This window comes from Paraburkholderia guartelaensis (genome assembly GCF_004353905.1).
Classification (GTDB): Bacteria; Pseudomonadota; Gammaproteobacteria; order Burkholderiales; family Burkholderiaceae; genus Paraburkholderia; species Paraburkholderia guartelaensis.
Genome location: NZ_SMOD01000029.1, coordinates 68,910 through 88,253 on the forward strand (window position 1 = coordinate 68,910; position 19,344 = coordinate 88,253).

Below are 19,344 nucleotides of genomic sequence, written 5' to 3' on the forward strand. Positions count from 1 at the left end.
GCACTTATGAAGCCGAAAATCGTTGTCTACAAAGCCTTGCCCGCCGATGTCGCCGACTATCTGCGCGAGCATGCCGAACTGATCGACGTCGATGCCGACCAGCCCGGCGCACTCGCCGCCGCGCTAAAGGACGCCGACGGCGCGATCGGCGCGAGTGTGAAGATCACGCCGGCGATGCTGGACGGTTCGCGCGTGAAGGCGCTCTCCACGATCTCCGTGGGCTACGACCAGTTCGACGTGTCCGATCTCACCAAGCGCGGCATCGTGCTCGCCCACACGCCCGACGTGCTGACCGAATCGACGGCCGACACTGTCTTCTCGTTGATCCTTGCGAGCGCGCGCCGCGTGGTCGAGCTGGCCGACTGGGTCAAGGCGGGTCACTGGAAGGGCAGCATCGGCCCGGCGCAATTCGGCGTGGACGTGCAGGGCAAAACGCTCGGCATCGTGGGGCTCGGGCGCATCGGCGGCGCCGTGGCGCGGCGCGCGGCGCTCGGCTTCAACATGAAGGTGCTCTACACGAACCGCAGTCCGAACGAAGCGGCCGAGCGCAACTATGGCGCGCGCCGTGTCGAGCTCGACGAACTGCTCGCAAGCTCGGACTTCGTGTGCCTCCAGGTGCCGCTCACCGACGCCACGCGCCACCTGATCGGCGCAGAGCAGCTGAAGAAGATGAAGAAGAGCGCGATTCTCATCAACGCCTCGCGCGGTGCGACCGTCGATGAAAAAGCCCTGATCGCAGCGCTCGAAGCGGGCACGATCCACGGCGCGGGACTCGACGTGTTCGAGCGCGAGCCGATCGATCCCGCGTCGCCGCTCCTGAGCATGCGGAACGTGGTGGCGCTGCCGCACATCGGTTCGGCCACGCACGAGACGCGTCACGCGATGGCGCGCTGCGCGGCGGAAAACCTCGTCGCGGCGCTTGCTGGCACGCTCGATGTGAACGTCGTCAACCGCGACGTGCTCGCGCGATGAGCATGGCTGCGGGCGGCGCGGATCGCGAGCGTGACGTCGATACGGCGGAAAAGGGCGCCGCGGCCACGGCGCCGCGCCGCGCGACCATCAGCGATGTGGCGCGCGAAGCCGGCACCGGCAAGACCAGCATCTCGCGCTATCTGAACGGCGAGCTGGGTGTGCTTTCGCCCGACCTGCGCGCGCGCATCGAGGCGGCGATCGAGCGGCTCGACTATCGCCCCAACCAGATGGCGCGCGGGCTCAAGCGCGGCCGCAACCGTCTGCTCGGCCTGTTGCTCGCCGATCTCGCCAATCCCTATTCGGTGGAGATTCTGCAGGGCGTGGAGGAGGCGTGTCACGCGCTCGGCTACATGCCGCTCATCTGCCACGCGGCGAACGAAATCGACATGGAGCGGCGCTATCTGCAACTGCTCACCACGTATCGCGTGGAAGGCGTGATCGTCAATGCACTCGGCGTGCGTGAATCGATGCTGAAACCCGTGGGCAGCGGCGGCATTCCGGCCGTGCTGATCGACCGAACCGTCGACGGCCTGGATGCGGACATGGTCGGCCTCGACAACGCGGCGGCCGTGCGCGTCGGCACCGAGCATCTGCTTGCGCGCGGCTACGACGACATCGTGTTCGTCGTGCAGCCGTTCGAGCAGGTGAGTTCGCGGCGCGAGCGCGAAGCGGCGTTTCGCGAGTCGATGCAGGCGACCAAAGGCGCGGCCCGCGGCCTCACGCACGTGCTCGATCTCCACGACGAAGCCGCCGTGCAAGCCGCACTCGCGACACTCGACACCCACGTGGCCCAGGCGCTCGCGCGTGGTGCGCGTTGCGCGTTGTTCGCGGCCAACGCGCCGGTAGCGCTGCGCCTCGCCTTGCATTTGAAGGCCGCCCTCGGCGCGCAGTGGCAGCAGCGCGTGGCGCTCGTCGCGATTGACGATCCGGAATGGGCCGAACTTGCCGGCATCACGACGATCCGCCAGCCTACGCGCGAGATCGGCTATCGCGCGGTGGAGTTCCTGCACGAGCGCATCGAGGGCGCGGCACCCAAGGCGCGCGCTGCGGCGTTCGAGGGCGAACTGGTGGTGAGGGCCTCGACGCTGGGGTGACTACAGCGGTATCGAGGGCACGGATTGCGGGCTGACTGAGCGTTCCGGCTGCGCGATTGCGAGCCTCTCGCGCAGCCGGGCCTGCGCGCAGGCGTCAATATCTGCGATCATTCGGGCTGCGGCGCGCGTGCTTGCGTGCCGAACGTCATAAGGAAGCCCATGTCCGTAGCCCCGATCACGCTCGTCTGCCTTTCGCTCGCGACGCTGTTCGTCGCCGCCTTGCCCGTATCGCTCTATCGCCGGCTGCGCGTGCCGTTCGCGCTCGACTGGCGCGATACGATCACGGGCGTCGCCATCTTCGCGTTGTTCGCGACTGTGATCGAGCGCGCCATCAACGACTACATGCTGCACGGCAACGCCGCCGTCGCGCAGGTCCTTTCGAATCCTGTTTTCTTCGTGCTGTACGGAGCGCTCGCCGCGGGCGTGTGCGAGGAGGTCGGGCGCTATATCGCCATGCGGGTCATCGCGCGCCGCGGCGCGGGCAAGCCCAACGCGCCCGCAGACAGCACGGCCTTCGGCTACGGCATCGGCCATGCGGGCGCAGAGGCGTGGTTCGTCGGCGTGCTCGTGCAGCTGCAATGGATCGTGTTCGCGGTGCTCGCGAATCGCGGCGATCTCGACGAGCATCTCTCCAATCTCACGATGGACTCGGTCTTGCGCGTGCATCTGATTCTCGCTAGCCTTTCGCCGCTCTTCGCGGGCGTGTTCGCGCTCGAGCGCACGGCTGCGTTCGTGTTCCAGATTGCCTTGTCGGTGCTGATGTGGCGCGGCGTGCGCGCGGGATGGAAGGGGATTTTGCCGCTCGCGATCCTCGTGCACGCGCTCATCGACGTGCCTGCCGCGATGTACCAGGCGCGTGTCGTGCCGCTCGTGGCCGTGGACAGTTTGTATGTGGTGGCGGCCGTGGTCGTCGCCGTCGTGCTTTTCAGGACGTGCCGCCCGCAGCGGCGCGTCGCACGCGCGGCTTGAGTGCGCGCGTCTTACTTCTTTTTTCTGGCATCAATGGAAGCCTATCTGTTTGAATGCGCGAGCCCCGATTTCGACGAGCTCGCCCGCGTGATCGCCGACATCTTTCCCGAGCAGACGCGCTTTGCCGAAGAGCCGAACGAGAACGGCGTGCCGCAACTGGTTGTGCACTGGGTGGCGATGCGCTTCGGCTCGAAGGCGCGCCGCATGGCGCTCACGGTGGCAATCGCGCCCGCCGCGCTCGCACGCTATCGCGCATTGCCGCCGCGGCTGCGCGGGCGCAGCTTCGCGGTGTTACGGGCCTACGTGGAGGCGACGATCGAATCGCTCGAGGAACAGCACGCGAAGGGCGAAGACGTGCCGCACGAGGTGACGATCGCGCTGGACGAAGAATTTGCGTAGCGGGTTGACTTCAAGCGCGTTGACTTGAAGCGATGGGCGCATCGCGCCCGGTCAGCGTTGCGCTGCGAGTCAGTCGACGAGCTTGTAGACCTTGGCGAAACGTGCAGCCTGCACGACGCCATAGTCGCCGGGCGCGTACTGCATGACCCAGTCGCCGGCTACGCCGCTGAGCCGGTCGCCACCTGCCGAACGCACGAGCGTGAACGGCTCGTCCATGCGCCTGGCGAGCACCACGACCTGGTGGTTGCGGTACGCGCCTGCGTCGCCGTGGGCGAGGGTATCGCTCGCCGGCAGGTACTTCGCATCGAACCGGTCGCGCGAGACGACCCAGCGATCGCCGGTCGAACCGGTGATGATCGCGTCGCCGGGCGCATAGCGGTTCGGGCCTTCGAGGCTCATCAGCTCGCCGGCAACGGCTGCGAACTCGACGCTCACGGTCTCGTCCTTGACGACGCGCTGTGCGGCGGGGTCGACACGCAGGTCGAGTTGGGTCAGTTCAATCATGGCGGCAGCAGCGGACGGGCTTCACAAAAACGGATTCCAGAGAAGCGACGGCCGGGCGAAACTGCCCGGCCGTCGCGCGGTCCGCAAGGGTACCCTGGATCGGGCCGTTGCGCACGCATGGGAGCGTGGCCCGATTGGCGGATGCGCCTGACTTCTTCTTACTGCGCGGCCGGCGTGCTGGCCGCTTCGGTGTCGCTCGCTGCGGCGCCTGCGGACGGCTTGGCCTTGCCCTTGTGCTTCGGATGCGCCGGCTTGCCCGACGGGCCGTGCTCATTGCCGTGGCGGAAGGCCTGATCGGCGAGCTTCTTCTGTTCCGGCGAGAGGCTCGTGTAGAGCGGCTCGAACGCCGAGACCAGCTTCTGCATGTCGTCCGCGTGCGCCTGGGCGATCTGCGCGTACTGCTTCATGTCGTCGAGCGCGTTGCGCGAGTTTTCGCTTTCAGCACGCTGCTTGAAGAGACTCGCCATGGTCTCGCCGTTGCTGCGCATGGTGTCGGCGAACGTCTTCCATTGCGGTTCTTGCTCGGGCGTGATCTTGAGCTGCGTATGCAGCCACGTGATACGTTCCTCGACACGCTGCTGATGCTGTGCGGCGCGCACATCGGCGCTCGACGCAGCGGCGGCGGTATCCGAAGCGGCCGGAGCGGCGCTTTGCGCAAACGCACCGCTCATCGAGAGCGAGGCGGCAAGGATGACGAAAGCTTTCTTCATTGTGACTCCTTGAATCATTTCGTAGCGGGTAGCATGGCCAGAATGCCTGCAGCCGTTATTAGTACCACGTTCTCGCTACGCCACGCCCCGGCTGCGACACTTGCTTACAAACGAAACGCGTGGAAATACCCGTCGCGCATGGCTTGCGCGCCGCGACCGCCGCCCGGCGCGCGCAACCACGCGCGATAATGTCGCCGTCCAGACTTCCCATACAGACCGCCGCCCGATGAGACCTCCGCGCCTCGATCAACTCGACGACCTCGACCGCAGCCTCGTCGCGCTGCTGCAGGAAAACGCGCGCGAAAGCGTCGCGAATCTCGCACGGCGCCTGGGCGTCGCTCGCACCACGGTGCTTGCGCGCATCGAGCGGCTCGAGCGCACCCAGGTGATCGCGGGCTACGGGGTACGCCTTGGCCAGGACGTGCTCGACGCGAGCCTGCAGGCGTGGGTCGGGCTCATCATCGCGCCGCGCCATGGGCCCGATGTGCAAAAGCGCCTCGGCAAGATGCCCGAAGTGCAGTTGCTGTGCGCGGTGAGCGGCGAGTACGACTACGTAGCGTGGCTGCGCGCCGATTCGCCCGACCGCCTCAACGATCTGCTCGACCAGATTGGCGGCATGCCCGGCGTGGAGCGCACGACCACGTCGATCGTGCTCGCGCGCAAGGTCGATCGCGGCTCGGTGACGGGCTGAAATACGGGCCGGCCGACGGGGCACTCTCCATCGATATCGCATGATTTCGTCATTTCGACGAAATCGATCGTCACAATGACGAAAATCACGGTCGAAACGCGTCGTTTTGCGTCTACAAACCGTTTTTGTCTCTCCCTAGACTGTGTTTGAGCGGGCGCTGCCCATCCCCAAGCATAGAAAACCAAAGGAGATGACACATGAAAGTTGCGATTGCAGGCGCCGGCCTGATCGGCCACACCATTGCCCATATGCTGCGCGAGAGCGGCGACTACGAAGTCGCGGCTTTCGACCGCGATGCGAAATCGCTCGAGCCGCTCGCGGCGCAGGGCATTCCAACCGCGCGCGTCGATTCCGGCGACGCCGCCGCACTGCGCGGCGCGCTGGAAGGTTACGACGTGCTGATCAACGCGCTGCCGTATTACCTGGCTGTGAATGTCGCCTCGGCGGCGAAGGGCGCGGGCGTTCATTACTTCGACCTGACCGAAGACGTGCGCGCGACCCACGCGATCCGTGCGCTGGCCGAGGGCGCCGATCATGTCTTCATGCCGCAGTGTGGTCTCGCGCCCGGCTTCATCGGCATTGCGGCGCATGCGCTCGCGAGCCGCTTCACCGAGATTCGCGACGTCAAGATGCGCGTAGGCGCGCTGCCGCAGTTCCCCACCAACGCGCTCAAGTACAACCTCACGTGGAGCGTGGACGGCCTCATCAACGAGTATTGCCAGCCGTGCGAAGCGATCCGCGAAGGCCGCACGCAGTGGGTGCAGCCGCTCGAAGGCCTCGAGCATTTCTCGCTCGACGGCGTGGAGTACGAGGCCTTCAATACCTCGGGCGGTTTGGGCACGCTGTGCGAGACGCTTTCGGGCAAAGTGGAGTCGCTCGACTACAAGTCGGTGCGCTATCCGGGTCATCGCGCGCTCATGCAGTTCCTGCTCGAAGACCTGCGCCTTTCCAGCGACCGCGACACGCTCAAGTCCATCATGCGCCGCTCGGTGCCCGCCACGGAGCAGGACGTCGTGCTGATCTTCATGACGGTGACCGGCATGCGCGACGGCAAGCTCGTGCAGGAAGTGTTCACGCGCAAGATCTTCGCGAAGACGGTGTGCGGCGTGCCCATGAGCGCGATCCAGATCACCACGGCCGGCGCCATGTGCGCGGTGCTCGATCTGTTCCGCGAAAAGCGTCTGCCGCAAGCCGGATTCGTGCGCCAGGAGCAGGTGTCGCTCCAGCAGTTCCTTGCGAACCGCTTTGGTCAGGTGTACGAAGGCGCGACGCTCGACAGCCGCGCGAAGGTGGCGGCCTGATATCTCAGGTCGATGCCGTTGCCGACACGATGCGCTCGAGCAAGGCGTCGTAGTCGGCCGCGGCGGGCGCGCTGTTGTCGAAGAGCAGAAGGCCGTCGAGCTGCGTGCCCGACGGCATGAAGCGCCGCTGTCGGTATTCGTCCCAGTGAGCGAGTTTGTAGGCGTCGATCGGATGGGCGCGCGCGACGATGCGCGCGTGCGCCGTTTCCTCGCTCGTATGCACCCACACCACGGTAAGCCCCACCTCCTGACCGACGCCGAGCCAGGCTCGGTCGAACAGCTTGCGCTCGCGCACTTCGCGCGAAAGCGGGCCGACCACGAGCGCGCTCACGCCAAGCTCGAGGTTTTCGCGGGCAGTGTCGATGAGCCCGCGGTACTCGGGTTCGCGAAAATGCTGCAGGAAGAGCGGGCTGTCGCGATCGTTCGGGTCGCGCGTGAGCGCGCCCATCGCGGCGGCGCTATAGCTGCCGTAGAGCGTGTCCTTGTCGAGCAGACAGAACGGCTCGCCGGTCTCGCGGGCGAGCGGGGCGAACAGGCTTTTGGCGAGCGACGTTTTACCTGCGCCGGCGTGGCCGCAGAAGAACACCAGTCTTGTCACGGGCGGTGTGCCTCGCCGTGTTGTGTGCCGTCGTTTGCCGACGGGGCGTTATCCGTGCCGTTTTGCTCGTGCCCGTGTCCGTTCATGAATTTGCCGTTGGCCTCGAGCCACATCACGTTGATGATGCCAAAGCCGAGCGCAACGCCGATGCCGAGGATCCACGAGAAGTACCACATGGCCGTTGCCTCCTCTTAATGCCGGTTGCGAGCGCTGTCGCGCATTCCCCAAAGCATATAACAACGATGATCGGTCTGGCGCCCGTACGGATATGATGGGCGCGAACCAGGAGCCAGAGGTCAGAAAAGGGGAAAGCGCCCATGCCGCCTTTGCCGTCGCGCAGATCGATTGCGAGTCTCGCCGCCGCTGTCACGGTGGTCGCCGCGTTCGCACTCGGCGGCTGTGCCGAGGAGCAGCCGCAGCCCATGCCGTTCAAGCCCGTGCCGGCCGAGCGCATCCTGAAGCCGGGCTACACCGAGCCGGGCGAGGGCCTCGTGGCCGTGGACGTGCGCCGCGAGCGCACCCGCAACGTCATCGTCAAATTCCGTGACGCGCCCGTCTACATCGACGGCGAGCCCGTGACCGACCTCATGGACGGCGAACACGTCACGTTCTACCTGAAGCCCGGCGTGCACCGCATCGCCGTGACGACGCAGTTCGATCCCGTGATCGAGCTGCGCTTCCTTGTGGATCCGCGCTACACCAACCGCGCGAGCGTCACCTTCGACAAGGATGACCGCATCGGCATCCGCCGCGTCGCGCAGTAGCCTCCCAGTTCGCCGCCGCCGTTGCACGGCGGGCACGGGCAGTGCTCTCTGGCGCCAGTCAGGCCCCGTCAGGCGGGCGCAGGCCGCCCGGGAACCCCGTCCAGGCGGCGCCGGTCAACGGAACACCTTACACTTGGCAACCGGTGCAACTCGAAGCTGCGCGGGCGCGACCCGCCGCCCGGAAGAAAAGGAACATGCTAATCAACTGCGTCGCGTATCAAGGCGGCAAGAAACTGGCCGACGTCACGGTCGAAGCCATCAGCGACTATCTGGCGAAACCCGAGTGTTTCGTGTGGGTCGCGCTCAAGGATCCGGACGCCGGTGAAATGGCAGCGATGAAGGAGGAGTTCGGCCTGCATGCGCTCGCTATCGAAGACGTGATGAACGGCAACCAGCGCCCGAAAATCGAGGAATACGGCGACACGCTCTTTTGCGTGCTCCACACGCTCGAACTCGACGACGACGGCGAAGTCATCACAGGCCAGGTGAACGTATTCGCCGGGCCCAATTTCGTGCTGTCGGTGCGCCACCGCGCGCAGCAGGGTTTCACCGACGTTCGCGCGCGCTGCGAGCGCGAGCCCGAATTGCTGCGCGAAGGCTCCGGGTTCGTGCTCTACGCGCTCATGGACAGCGTGGTCGACCGCTACGCGCCCGTGCTCGAAACGCTCTCCGGCGAAGTCGAGGAGCTCGAGGACCGCATCTTCGACAAGCACGATCTCGCGGGCTCACGCGCGATCATCGAGGATCTCTACTCGCTCAAGCGCCGTCTCGTGATCCTCGCGCATCACGTCACGCCGCTCGTCGATGCCGTCGGCAAACTGGTGGGCTGGCGCATTCCGCAGATCTGCGTGGGTATGCAGGCGTACTACCGCGACGTGTACGACCACCTCGTGCGAGTGTCGAACATGATCGACGCCCGCCGCGAAATGATCGTCACGGCCATCCAGGTGAATCTCGGCATGATCTCGCTCGCGGAGAACGAGGTGACCAAGCGCCTCGGTTCGTTTGCCGCGCTCTTCGCCGTGCCGACGATGATTGCGGGTATCTACGGCATGAACTTCGAGCATATTCCGGAGCTGCATTTCAGGTTTGGCTACCAGATCTGCCTCGCCGCCATGCTGGTTCTGGATATCTTCCTCTTTTTCCTGTTTCGTCGTATTAACTGGCTTTAAGGCGGGCTCTGAGGCGGGGCGGGCGTTGCTGCGGCGCCGCATTGCCGGCAGCGACGCCAGCAACAGAGCGAAGTTGACATCGCTCAGCGCCTGCGCCGAGAATGGCCCGGCAGAAAACGTTTGCGCATAACCAGAAAGCAGGGCCCAGCCGGGCCCGACAAACCGGAGACTTCCAGAAATGAACTCCCGCATTCGCCGCCGCATCCTTCTCGCCGCCAGCGCGCTCGCCACGACCGCCGTAACAGGCGCCTTGCCGCTCGCGGCCCGCGCACAGGCGCCTCACAAGCCGAAGGTCGCGCTCGTCATGAAGTCGCTCGCCAACGAGTTCTTCCTCACCATGGAGACCGGCGCGAAGGACTATCAGAAGCACAACGCCGACCAGTTCGACCTCATCACCAACGGCATCAAGAACGAGACCGACACCGCCGCGCAAATCCAGATCGTCGAGCAGATGATCGTCTCGAAGGTCGACGCCATCGTGCTCGCGCCCGCCGACTCAAAGGCGCTCGTGCCCGTCGTGAAGAAAGCGGTGGACGCGGGCATCATCGTCGTGAACATCGACAACAAGCTCGACGCCGACGTGCTCAAGTCCAAGGACCTGAACGTGCCGTTCGTCGGCCCTGACAACCGCAAGGGCGCACGCCTCGTGGGCGACTACCTCGCCAAGCGCCTGAAGTCGGGCGACCAGGTGGGCATCGTTGAGGGCGTCTCCACCACGACCAACGCGCAGCAGCGCACCGCGGGCTTCAAGGACGCGATGGATGCCGTGGGCGCGAAAATCGTCTCGACGCAGTCGGGCGAGTGGGAGATCGACAAGGGCAACGCCGTCGCTTCCGCCATGCTCAATGAATATCCGGACATCAAGGCGCTCCTGTGCGGCAACGACAATATGGCGATCGGCGCCGTGTCGGCCGTGCGCGCGGCGGGCAAGCAGGGCAAGGTGTACGTGGTCGGCTACGACAACATCGCCGCCATCAAGCCAATGCTCAAGGACGGCCGCGTGCTCGCCACCGCCGACCAGTACGCGGCGAAACAAGCCGTGTTCGGCATCGACACGGCCCTGAAGGCGATCAAGGAGCACAAGAAGCAGTCGGAGCTGTCCGGCATCGTCGAAACGCCCGTGGTGCTCGTCACGAAGTAAGGCGGTGGCGGCAGGCGCCACGTCGTGCCGCGGCGGTATTTGCGTGCGCAACGCATTAAGCGCTCAAGAATCTCGCCGCGCAGCCGTTATTTGTACCGGGATGGCCGCATGGGCGGCCGTCTTCCGCTGGGCGGCGAATCGCTGCCCAGCGCGCCGTTCGATGCATGCTCTACCGGAGCGTGCGGCGGCGGTGCAGACCCGCAGTATCCGGGCGGCGCGGCTCACCGGTTGAACCCGGCGGCGCGGCTCGCGACTACAGGATCGTGATGGATGCAAATGTCCCCGACGTAGCGTCACCTGCGCCCGCCGTGCTTACGGTTACGGGCGTCGGGAAGACCTACGAGCAGCCGGTGCTCGCCGACGTCAGCCTCGCGCTGCACGCCGGCGAAGTGCTTGCGCTTACGGGGGAAAACGGCGCAGGCAAGAGCACGCTCTCGAAGATCGTGAGCGGCCTCACGGCGCCGAGCGCGGGCAGCATGGAACTGATGGGCCGCGCCTACGCCCCGGCGAGCCGCCGCGAAGCCGAGGCGCTCGGCGTTCGCATGGTCATGCAGGAGCTGAACCTGCTGCCCACGCTGAGCGTCGCCGAGAATCTTTTTCTGGACCGCCTGCCGCACGCGGGGCCGCTGCGGTTCGGCTGGATCGATCGCAAGCGGCTGCGTGAAGACGCGCGGGCCGCGATGGCGCAGGTCGGGCTCGACGCGATCGACCCCGACACGCCGGTAGGCGAGCTGGGTATCGGGCATCAGCAGCTCGTGGAGATCGCGCGCAACCTGATCGGCAGCGCCGAGGGTGCCGATGGTGCCGGTCGTGCCGAGGGGGCCGGTCGCGGCGACATGCGCGTGCTGATCCTCGACGAGCCCACGGCCATGCTCACGGCCCGCGAGGTCGAGCTGCTGTTCGAGCAGATCGCGCGGCTGAAGGCGCGCGGCGTGGCGATCGTCTACATCTCGCACCGGCTCGAAGAACTCGAGCGCATCGCGCAGCGCGTCGCGGTGCTGCGCGACGGCAAGCTCGTGCGTGTGGACGACATGGCGAACCTCACGCCCGAGCGCATCGTCGCGCTGATGGTGGGGCGAGAGCTTGGCGAGCGTATCGATCTGGGGCAGCGGCGCATCGGCGCGACGCTCCTGAAGGTGGACGGGCTCACGCGTGCGAAGGCCGTGCGCGACGTGTCGTTCGAGGTGCGCGCCGGTGAGATTTTCGGCGTTTCGGGGCTGATCGGCGCGGGTAGAACGGAGCTGATGCGGCTCATCTACGGCGCCGACCGCATGGAGCGCGGCACGGTGGCGCTCGCGCCCACGCCTGGCGCCGCGCCGGAGCCGGTGCAGATCGCCTCGCCCGCCGACGCGGTTCGGCTTGGCATCGCGCTCATCACCGAGGACCGCAAGGGCGAAGGGCTGCTGTTGCCGCAGCCGGTCGCCGCGAACGTGACGCTCGGCAACGTGGGCGCGGTGGCGCGCTACGGCGTGGTGGATGCGGCGCGCGAGAACACGCTGGCGCGCACGCAGATCGACGCGCTGCGCATCCGCACGTCCGGGCCGGCGCAGCCGGTGGGCGAACTGTCGGGCGGCAACCAGCAGAAGGTGGTGATCGGCCGCTGGCTCGCGCGCGACATTACGCAGCCGATGCGCGTCGTGCTGTTCGACGAACCCACGCGCGGCATCGACGTCGGCGCGAAGTTCGACATCTACGGGCTGATGGGCGCGCTCGCGCGCGAAGGCCGGGCGCTCGTGGTGGTGTCGAGCGACCTGCGCGAGCTGATGCTGATCTGCGACCGCATCGGCGTGATGTCGGCGGGGAAGATGACGGCCATTTACGGTCGCGACGAGTGGAGCCAGGACAAGCTGCTGGCCGCCGCGTTCGCGGGGCTGCGCGCCGAGGATGCGCTCGTTGCGAACGCGTGCGATCTGCCCGAAATGGGCGATGTACCGGCACACGTGGAAGCGCAAAAGCTGCAGGAACGAAACGACGACCCACGAGGGAGCGCTTCATGACGAACGATCCGTTGCGCGGGCAACCATCGCCTCAGGGCGACGAAGGCGGTGGGCGAACCAGTTCGGCCAAAATCGGGGCGGCCGCTGCGTCCGAGTCGGTGCCGCGTGCGATGCAGGCGAGCGGCAAGCCGGTCGGCACGCGCTTTGGCTTTTCGAACTACCTGGGCCTCGCGCTCGCGCTGATCGCGATGATCGTGTTCTTCTCGCTGCTGAGTTCGCACTTCCTCACGTACGATACGTTCAGCACGATCGCGAACCAGATTCCCGATCTCGTGGTGATGGCCGTGGGCATGACCTTCGTGCTGATCATCGCGGGCATCGATCTTTCGGTGGGCTCGGTGCTCGCGCTCGGCGCTTCGGTGGTGAGCGTGGCGTCGCTCAAGTGGGGCTGGGGCGCGTTGCCGGCGGCGCTGCTCGGCCTCGTCGCCGCGGCGGCCACTGGCACGCTCACGGGCGCGGTGACGGTGGGCTGGCGTATCCCGTCGTTCATCGTCTCGCTCGGCGTGCTCGAAGCGGCGCGTGGGCTTGCGTACCAGATGACGAATTCGCGCACGGCGTATATCGGCGACGCGTTCGACTTTCTCTCGAACCCGATCGCATTTGGCATTTCGCCGGCGTTTCTGATCGCGGTGGCGGTGATGGTGATCGCGCAGCTCACGCTTACGCGCACGGTGTTCGGACGGTATCTGATTGGTATCGGTACCAACGAGGAGGCAGTGCGCCTCGCGGGCGTCGATCCGCGGCCGTACAAGGTGATCGTGTTCGCATTGATGGGTGCGCTCTCCGGGCTCGCAGCGCTGTTTCAGATTTCGCGTCTCGAAGCCGCCGACCCGAACGCGGGCGTCGGGCTGGAACTGCAGGTGATCGCGGCCGTGGTGATCGGCGGCACGAGCCTGATGGGCGGGCGCGGCTCGGTCATCAGCACGTTCTTCGGCGTGCTGATCATTTCGGTGCTGGCCGCGGGGCTCGCGCAGATCGGCGCGAACGAGCCCACCAAACGGATCATCACCGGCGCGGTGATCGTCGTGGCAGTCGTGCTCGACACATACCGCAGCAGGCGAAGTAGCAGAGGCAGCAGGACATAACAAATTTTTTCGAGGGCGCGGTCCGCAACGCAGCGCGGGCCGGCGGAAATGACCGGGGAAGCGACGCCAGACCAAACCAACAACGGGCGCGCAGAGAGCCGGCAGCAACAGGGCAGCAAAAAAGCAGGAGCAACATAAATATGGCGACGATCAAGGATGTGGCCGCCGTGGCGGGGGTGTCTTTCACGACGGTGTCGCATGTGGTGAACAATTCGCGTCCGGTGTCGGCGGACGTGCGGGCCAAGGTCGAGCGTGCGATTCGCGACTTGAACTACGTGCCGTCGGCGGTGGCGCGCTCGCTCAAGGCGCGTGCCACGGCGACCGTGGGTCTGCTCGTGCCGAACGGGACCAACCCGTATTTCGCGGAGCTTGCGCGCGGCGTCGAGGACGCCTGCGCGCGCAAGGGCTACTGCGTGTTCTTCTGCAACTCCGACGACGACCCGGCCAAGCAGCGCAGCTACCTGCGCGTGCTGCAGGAAAAGCGCATCGACGGGCTCATCGTCGCCTCGGCCGGCGACGATGCCGTGCTGGCTTCGACGCTTGCCGATACCCGCGAGCCGATCGTCGTCATCGACCGCAACATCGAGGGCCTCGACGCCGATCTCGTGCAGATCGACCACGAGCGCGGCGCCTGGCTCGCCACGCGGCATCTGCTCGAACTCGGGCACTCGCGCATTGGCTGCATCACCGGGCCGGTGACGACCGCAGTGAGCGCGATGCGCATGCACGGCTTCCTGCGCGCCATGTCCGAGCGGGGCGTCGAGATCGCGCCGGAGGCGATCGTCGAAAGCGACTTTTCCGGGGCGGGCGGCTACCGCGCGGCGGCGCAACTGTTCGACAGCGTGCGGCCGACGGCGATCTTTGCCGGCAACGACATGATGGGCATCGGCGCCTTGCGCGCGGCCGCCGAGCGCGGCTTGCGCGTGCCGGGCGACTGCTCGATCATCGGCTTCGACGATATCGAGCTTGGCAACTTCACCTGGCCCGCGCTCTCGACGGTCGGCCAGCCGGCGCGTGCGCTCGGCGACATGGCGGCGCTCACGCTGATCGAGCGCATCGCGAACGCGCGCGAGGAAGGTGCGAGGGCGCGGCGGCGCGTCATGCCGCCTACGCTCTTCGCTCGTGAATCGACGGGGCCCTGGGTCGGCGCGGAGGAGTACGCGCCTCTCGCGGCCTGAGGCAGGGCGGCGGCGGCACCGCAGGCGCAAGCCATTCAGGAGGCATCGTGACGACTGATGCAGCAAGGCCGACCGGCACGCGCGCTCGCGTGGCCGTGGTCGGCAGTCTGAATATGGATCTCGTCGCGCGTGCGCCGCGCTTGCCCGCTCCCGGCGAGACGCTCGCGGGCAATGCGTTCGCGCAGGTGGCCGGCGGCAAGGGCGGCAATCAGGCGGTGGCCGCGGCGCGCCTGGGCGCGCAGGTGGCGATGGTCGGCCGGGTCGGCGCCGACAGCAACGGCGAGGTATTGCGCGCGGGGCTGATGGCAGAAGGTATCGACTGCGGCGCGCTCGAGACGTCGCCGGATGCGCCGACCGGCGTGGCGCTGATCATCGTCGACGACGCGAGCCAGAACGCCATCGTCATCGTGGCCGGCAGCAACGGCGAGGTGACGCCTGAAACGATCGCGCGCCATGAGGCTGTGCTCGCGCAGGCCGACGTCGTGGTCTGCCAGCTCGAAACGCCCACGGACGCCGTGTTGGCCGCGCTCGCCGCCGCACGGCGCCTCGGCAAGATCACCATCCTCAATCCAGCGCCCGCTACGGGGCCGCTGCCTGCGCAGTGGCTCCCGCTCATCGACTATCTCGTGCCGAACGAACTGGAGGCCGCCGCGCTCACCGGCTTGCCCGCGAGCACGCCTGAAGAGGCGGCGCGCGCGGCGTTAGCGCTGCGCGAGGCAGGCGCCTGCAACGTGCTGGTGACGCTCGGCGCGCAGGGCGTATGCGTGCTGCTCGACGGCGCCGCGCCGGCCCATCTGCCCGCGCCACGCGTCACTGCGGTGGACACGACGGCGGCCGGCGACACATTTATCGGCGGACTGGCCGCGCGTCTCGCCGCCGGTGCGCCTGCGCTCGAAGCCATCGCTTTCGCGTTGCGTGCGGCGTCGGTTTCCGTCACGCGTGCGGGCGCTCAACCTTCCATTCCAACGCTCGCCGAACTCGCGGGCTGAGCGTATTTGCGCGTCTTGCAGCGCTGACCGGCCGCGGCGCCGCTGATTGCTGCGGTGCATGAATCTATCTGACGAATACTTCATACGATATACACATTTCAAGACCATGAAAACCTGTGCCGTAAACGCCTGTTAGAGCAATAGCTCAATGTCGGGCGCAGGGCCCGACCACACCACAAGCGTTGGGGGATTCATGGGCAAGGGCATCAGTATCAAGGCGCGCATCGGCATCACAATGGGCTTCCTGGCAACGCTGATCGTCGCGATCAGTGCGGTCGGCCTGCTGGGTCTCACGCGTTCGAACGACGCGTATCGCGAGACCTTCACCGACCAGATGCCCAGTTCGCACGCGGTCAACCTGGCCGAGATCTACGCGGCGCGCGAGCGTCTCGCGCTCGATCGCGCCGCCTTCGAACAGGGTACGTCCGACGCCGCCGCGACGATCGACCGTGCGCGTATGCTGCGTGGCGTATCGGACGACTTCTGGAAGAAGTACATGGCCTTGCCGCACGACGGCGAGGAAGCGCGCCTCGCCCAGGATGTCGGGGCCCGGCGCGACGCCCTGCACCAGATCGCGGATCAGTTCATGACGACTGTCCAGTCAGGCGATCAGGCGAAGATCGTGGCAGGCGCCAAGGCGCTCAAGGAGGCCTACGACGGGCTCTCGAAGGCCGACGCCGAGCTCGACAAGCTCCAGATGACGCAAGCGCAGCAGGGCTTCGACGACGCCCAGGCCGCGTTCTCGGAACTGCGCATCGCGTGCATCGCGGCGTTGATCGTAGGCATCGGCGCGGCCGCCTATTCGTTCTTCTCGCTGCGCCGCGCCATTGCGGAACCGCTTGGCGAAGCGCTGGGCGCTTTCCATGCGATCGCCGCCGGCGATCTGCGCCGGCCCGTGGTCGTGCGCCGCAACGACGAAATGGGCGAACTGCTGGGCGGTGTCGCACAGATGCAGCGCAGCCTCACCGAAACGGTGCGCTCGGTACGCTCGGGCACCGAATCGATCGCCACGGCCACGCGCGAGATCGCCGCGGGCAACCTCGACCTCTCGTCGCGCACCGAAGAGCAGGCTTCTGCTCTCCAGGAGACCGCCTCGAGCATGGAGCAGCTCACGGGCACCGTGAAGCAGAACGCCGACAACGCCCGCCAGGCCAGCGCGCTCGCCGCCAACGCCTCGGAAATCGCCAACAAGGGCAGCTCGGTCGTCAATCAGGTGGTCGGCACGATGGGCGACATCAACGACAGCTCCGCGAAGATCGCCGACATCATCACGATCATCGAGGGCATCGCGTTCCAGACGAATATCCTCGCGCTCAATGCGGCCGTCGAAGCGGCGCGCGCGGGCGAGGAAGGGCGCGGCTTCGCCGTGGTGGCGGGCGAGGTGCGCAGCCTCGCGCAGCGCTCGTCGGCAGCGGCCAAGGAAATCAAGGGGCTCATCGACACCTCGGTCGAGCGCGTGCAGGCGGGTTCGGCGCTCGTCGACGAGGCGGGCCGCACGATGACCGAGATCATCGCCGCGGTGCAGCGCGTGACCGACATCATGGGCGAGATCGCAGCGGCTTCGCAGGAGCAGTCGGGCGGCATCGACCAGGTCGCGCGCGCGGTCACGCAGATGGACGAGGTCACCCAGCAGAACGCGGCGCTCGTCGAGGAGGCGGCGGCCGCGGCGCAGTCGCTCGAGGACCAGGCCGGACGCCTGCGCGAGGCCGTCTCGGTGTTCAATCTGGATGACGCAGCACACGGCGCGGCGCCGGCGCAGCCCGTGCGGGCAGCGGCCAAGGCGGCTTCTGTTTCCCGTTCCGTCACGCGCCTGGCAGCGGCCGGCGGGGCTTCTGCGCCTGCGGCAAAGCGGGCGCCACGCAGCGCTCCCGCTGCCATCCAGCCGGCCACACGGGCGGCCGCTGCCCCGAGCGCGCCCGTCAGCGCGGTAGCGTCGGTCGCCGCCTCGAGCGGCGACTGGGAAACCTTCTGAAGAAGTTCATCTAAACAGGCGCGCGGGCCGACCGCGCGAGAAAGCCAGCCGCTGCTCCCAGCGGCTTTTTTACGCCTTTGACCCCGTTGTGCGGCCCCGCCGTGCGCCATACGAGCGCCGTTACGGTACATTGTCAGCCGTGTCATCTGCGCGGCCCGGTAGGCGCGCTACACTGCGGCGCCCAGCGGCGCCCGCGAGCGGCATGGCGTCGTGCTGGATGGTTCAGCCTGCGCCCGTGCCCGAGCGCGGCCCGCACGGGGTGGCGCCGCAACGGGAAGGACCCGCGCCGCAGGGCAAGGGAGGGCGCACAGCGCCAGGCAGGACGAATTGCGCCGGCATCACGCGCCGGCGCCGCATGACAGCACAAACAAGGAACCCGACATGACGCATGACGATCTCGCGCAACGCCTCGTAAATGCGCGCCGGCATCATCATCTGATCGAAACGCTGGAACCCGAGCGTGTGCCGCCGGACGCGGCCACGGCCTACGCGATCCAGCAGGCAGTGCTCGCCGGGCTCGAGACGACCACGGGCGGCTGGAAGGTGGGCGCACGCGCCCCGGGCGGCCCCGCTTCCGGCGCGCCGATCCCGGCGCCGCTCGTGCACGCCTCACCGGCGCGCTTCGAGCGTCGCCACTTCTTCCGCGTGCTCGTAGAGCTGGAGATCGCCTTTCGTTTTTCGGAACCGATCGTCCCGCGCGCCGAAGCCTATGCGCGCGACGAGGTGCTCTCGCGCGTCGGCCAGATCCTGCCGGCCATCGAAATCGTCGACAGCCGTTTCGCGCAGTGGCCCAACATCGCGCCGCTCGCCCAGCTCGCCGATGCACAGAACAATGGCGCACTCGTGACCGGCCATGCGCAGTCCTACCCAGCGCTTGCCCGCGTGCTCGATTTCGTCGCACCTGAGCTCGAACTGACGTTCGACGGCGCCTCGCTCGTGCCGGAGGCCTCGGGCAACCCTGCTGGCGATCCGCGCGAGCTGCTCGTCTGGTTCGTCAATCATTGCGCCGCAATGGGCATCACGATCGAGCCGGAATGGACCATCACGACCGGCACCTATGTCGGTGCGCACCGCATCGATACGCCGGGCCTCCTGCACGGCCATATCGACGGGTTGGGAGAAGTCGAAGTCGAGTTCGTCTAGGCCGCCCAGGGGCACATCATGTAACTGTCGCACCTGTCACATTTGCTGTAATGAAAAGCCGCCGCGCGCATTGCGCGGCGGCTTTATTTTTTTGTACGCGTTGTGCGTCTCATGGGTGTAAACCTGGCAACCTGTCACGCGCGCCATCTTCATCGTGCGTGTGCGCGTCGTCTGATTGGAGCGGGAAAACCACTACTGGCAAAAGGGCTGGTCAACGAGGCTTCGCAACGCCGGTACGCATACGCGCAGGAATGCGCGGCAGGTCACCGACGATGGAGAATTCGACGCGTAAAACGGGAAAAAAATCGCATTGACGCGTGCTCACAACATCCGCGTGGCAGTGCGCAATGCGAGCGCGCTATGCGGGAGAGCGAACAATTCGTAACGACTGGGTGTGCACCGGCGCTGCACTGATGCGTTTGATGAAGAGGCGCTGTGTATGCCGTAGCGCCGGACAGGCCGGACGACAAGGCGAAAACCGGTCGAACTCGAGGTAAATGGCTTTATTGCTGCGAGTGCCTGGCCCGACGAAATTGGCCAACATGTGGGCACAGCATTTGAGAGGGAGCGTGACCCCGGTCTGAAATTTGCACCAGTGGGGAAGATCATTGTAAGTCGTTGTGTGGCGGCCTCCAAGCGCTCAATAATGCTTAGCTTTTGAGGGC

Annotated in this window: 20 protein-coding genes; 16 read left to right on the forward strand and 4 right to left on the reverse strand. The window is 66.7% G+C overall.

What is annotated here, in order from left to right:
• The first annotated feature begins 6 nt into the window (after positions 1-6).
• From E1N52_RS30305 to E1N52_RS30320, 4 genes are all read left to right on the forward strand, one after another.
• Complete coding sequence (locus tag E1N52_RS30305) at positions 7-972, forward strand: 2-hydroxyacid dehydrogenase (protein WP_133186788.1); 966 nt, start codon at positions 7-9, stop codon at positions 970-972.
• Positions 969-2,066 (forward strand): LacI family DNA-binding transcriptional regulator, encoded by a 1,098-nt coding sequence (locus tag E1N52_RS30310; protein ID WP_246089268.1) that lies wholly within the window; start codon positions 969-971, stop codon positions 2,064-2,066. The genes E1N52_RS30305 and E1N52_RS30310 overlap by 4 nt, the downstream gene beginning before the upstream one ends.
• A gap of 159 nt (positions 2,067-2,225) precedes the next feature.
• On the forward strand, positions 2,226-3,035 hold the full coding sequence (locus E1N52_RS30315) for a YhfC family intramembrane metalloprotease (protein ID WP_133186790.1): 810 nt from the start codon (positions 2,226-2,228) through the stop codon (positions 3,033-3,035).
• A 33-nt stretch (positions 3,036-3,068) separates the two neighbouring features.
• Positions 3,069-3,434: a DUF3022 domain-containing protein gene (locus E1N52_RS30320; RefSeq protein ID WP_133186792.1), complete on the forward strand. Its 366-nt coding sequence runs from the start codon at positions 3,069-3,071 to the stop codon at positions 3,432-3,434.
• 69 nt (positions 3,435-3,503) lie between these two features.
• Here the strand turns inward: E1N52_RS30320 and E1N52_RS30325 are convergent, their stop codons facing one another.
• Positions 3,504-3,938 carry a PGDYG domain-containing protein gene (locus tag E1N52_RS30325; protein WP_133186794.1) on the reverse strand — a complete coding sequence of 145 codons (435 nt, stop codon included), beginning with the start codon at positions 3,936-3,938 and terminating at the stop codon, positions 3,504-3,506.
• Between the two features lie 158 nt (positions 3,939-4,096).
• Entirely contained in the window at positions 4,097-4,648 is a 552-nt protein-coding gene (locus E1N52_RS30330; RefSeq protein ID WP_133186796.1) for a Spy/CpxP family protein refolding chaperone, read from the reverse strand.
• A gap of 226 nt (positions 4,649-4,874) precedes the next feature.
• Between E1N52_RS30330 and E1N52_RS30335 the strand changes: the two genes are divergently transcribed.
• Both E1N52_RS30335 and E1N52_RS30340 read left to right on the forward strand, forming a co-directional pair.
• Positions 4,875-5,339, forward strand: coding sequence for an Lrp/AsnC family transcriptional regulator (locus E1N52_RS30335; protein WP_028207862.1), 465 nt, complete (start codon positions 4,875-4,877; stop codon positions 5,337-5,339).
• A gap of 197 nt (positions 5,340-5,536) precedes the next feature.
• Positions 5,537-6,640, forward strand: a complete 1,104-nt coding sequence (locus E1N52_RS30340) for a saccharopine dehydrogenase family protein (RefSeq protein WP_133186798.1) — start codon at positions 5,537-5,539, stop codon at positions 6,638-6,640.
• A gap of 4 nt (positions 6,641-6,644) precedes the next feature.
• Here E1N52_RS30340 and E1N52_RS30345 read toward each other — a convergent pair whose 3' ends face one another.
• A complete protein-coding gene (locus E1N52_RS30345; RefSeq protein ID WP_133186800.1) occupies positions 6,645-7,238 on the reverse strand; it encodes a P-loop nucleotide/nucleoside kinase family protein in 594 nt (197 codons plus the stop codon).
• On the reverse strand, positions 7,235-7,414 hold the full coding sequence (gene cydX, locus E1N52_RS30350; protein ID WP_133186802.1) for a cytochrome bd-I oxidase subunit CydX: 180 nt from the start codon (positions 7,412-7,414) through the stop codon (positions 7,235-7,237). The genes E1N52_RS30345 and cydX overlap by 4 nt, the downstream gene beginning before the upstream one ends.
• Before the next feature lie 141 nt (positions 7,415-7,555).
• Between cydX and E1N52_RS30355 the strand changes: the two genes are divergently transcribed.
• From E1N52_RS30355 to E1N52_RS30395, 10 genes are all read left to right on the forward strand, one after another.
• The gene (locus tag E1N52_RS30355; RefSeq protein WP_133186804.1) at positions 7,556-8,002 is read left to right on the forward strand and encodes a hypothetical protein; all 447 of its coding nucleotides are present in this window, start codon (positions 7,556-7,558) and stop codon (positions 8,000-8,002) included.
• Between the two features lie 194 nt (positions 8,003-8,196).
• Positions 8,197-9,174, forward strand: a complete 978-nt coding sequence (gene corA, locus E1N52_RS30360; RefSeq protein ID WP_133186806.1) for a magnesium/cobalt transporter CorA — start codon at positions 8,197-8,199, stop codon at positions 9,172-9,174.
• 178 nt (positions 9,175-9,352) lie between these two features.
• Positions 9,353-10,315, forward strand: coding sequence for a sugar ABC transporter substrate-binding protein (locus tag E1N52_RS30365; protein WP_133186808.1), 963 nt, complete (start codon positions 9,353-9,355; stop codon positions 10,313-10,315).
• Between the two features lie 108 nt (positions 10,316-10,423).
• Positions 10,424-10,582: a hypothetical protein gene (locus E1N52_RS44210; protein WP_165979472.1), complete on the forward strand. Its 159-nt coding sequence runs from the start codon at positions 10,424-10,426 to the stop codon at positions 10,580-10,582.
• The gene (locus E1N52_RS30370) at positions 10,582-12,312 is read left to right on the forward strand and encodes a sugar ABC transporter ATP-binding protein (RefSeq protein ID WP_133186810.1); all 1,731 of its coding nucleotides are present in this window, start codon (positions 10,582-10,584) and stop codon (positions 12,310-12,312) included. Before E1N52_RS44210 ends, E1N52_RS30370 begins: the two co-directional genes overlap by 1 nt.
• Positions 12,309-13,397 (forward strand): ABC transporter permease, encoded by a 1,089-nt coding sequence (locus E1N52_RS30375; RefSeq protein ID WP_246089269.1) that lies wholly within the window; start codon positions 12,309-12,311, stop codon positions 13,395-13,397. The genes E1N52_RS30370 and E1N52_RS30375 overlap by 4 nt, the downstream gene beginning before the upstream one ends.
• A gap of 140 nt (positions 13,398-13,537) precedes the next feature.
• Entirely contained in the window at positions 13,538-14,575 is a 1,038-nt protein-coding gene (locus E1N52_RS30380; RefSeq protein WP_133186812.1) for a LacI family DNA-binding transcriptional regulator, read from the forward strand.
• Positions 14,576-14,622: 47 nt separating this feature from the next.
• A complete protein-coding gene (gene rbsK, locus E1N52_RS30385) occupies positions 14,623-15,564 on the forward strand; it encodes a ribokinase (protein WP_281282766.1) in 942 nt (313 codons plus the stop codon).
• A 193-nt stretch (positions 15,565-15,757) separates the two neighbouring features.
• Complete coding sequence (locus E1N52_RS30390; RefSeq protein WP_133186814.1) at positions 15,758-17,536, forward strand: methyl-accepting chemotaxis protein; 1,779 nt, start codon at positions 15,758-15,760, stop codon at positions 17,534-17,536.
• A 381-nt stretch (positions 17,537-17,917) separates the two neighbouring features.
• Positions 17,918-18,679 (forward strand): 2-keto-4-pentenoate hydratase, encoded by a 762-nt coding sequence (locus E1N52_RS30395; RefSeq protein WP_133186816.1) that lies wholly within the window; start codon positions 17,918-17,920, stop codon positions 18,677-18,679.
• Positions 18,680-19,344 lie beyond the last annotated feature (665 nt).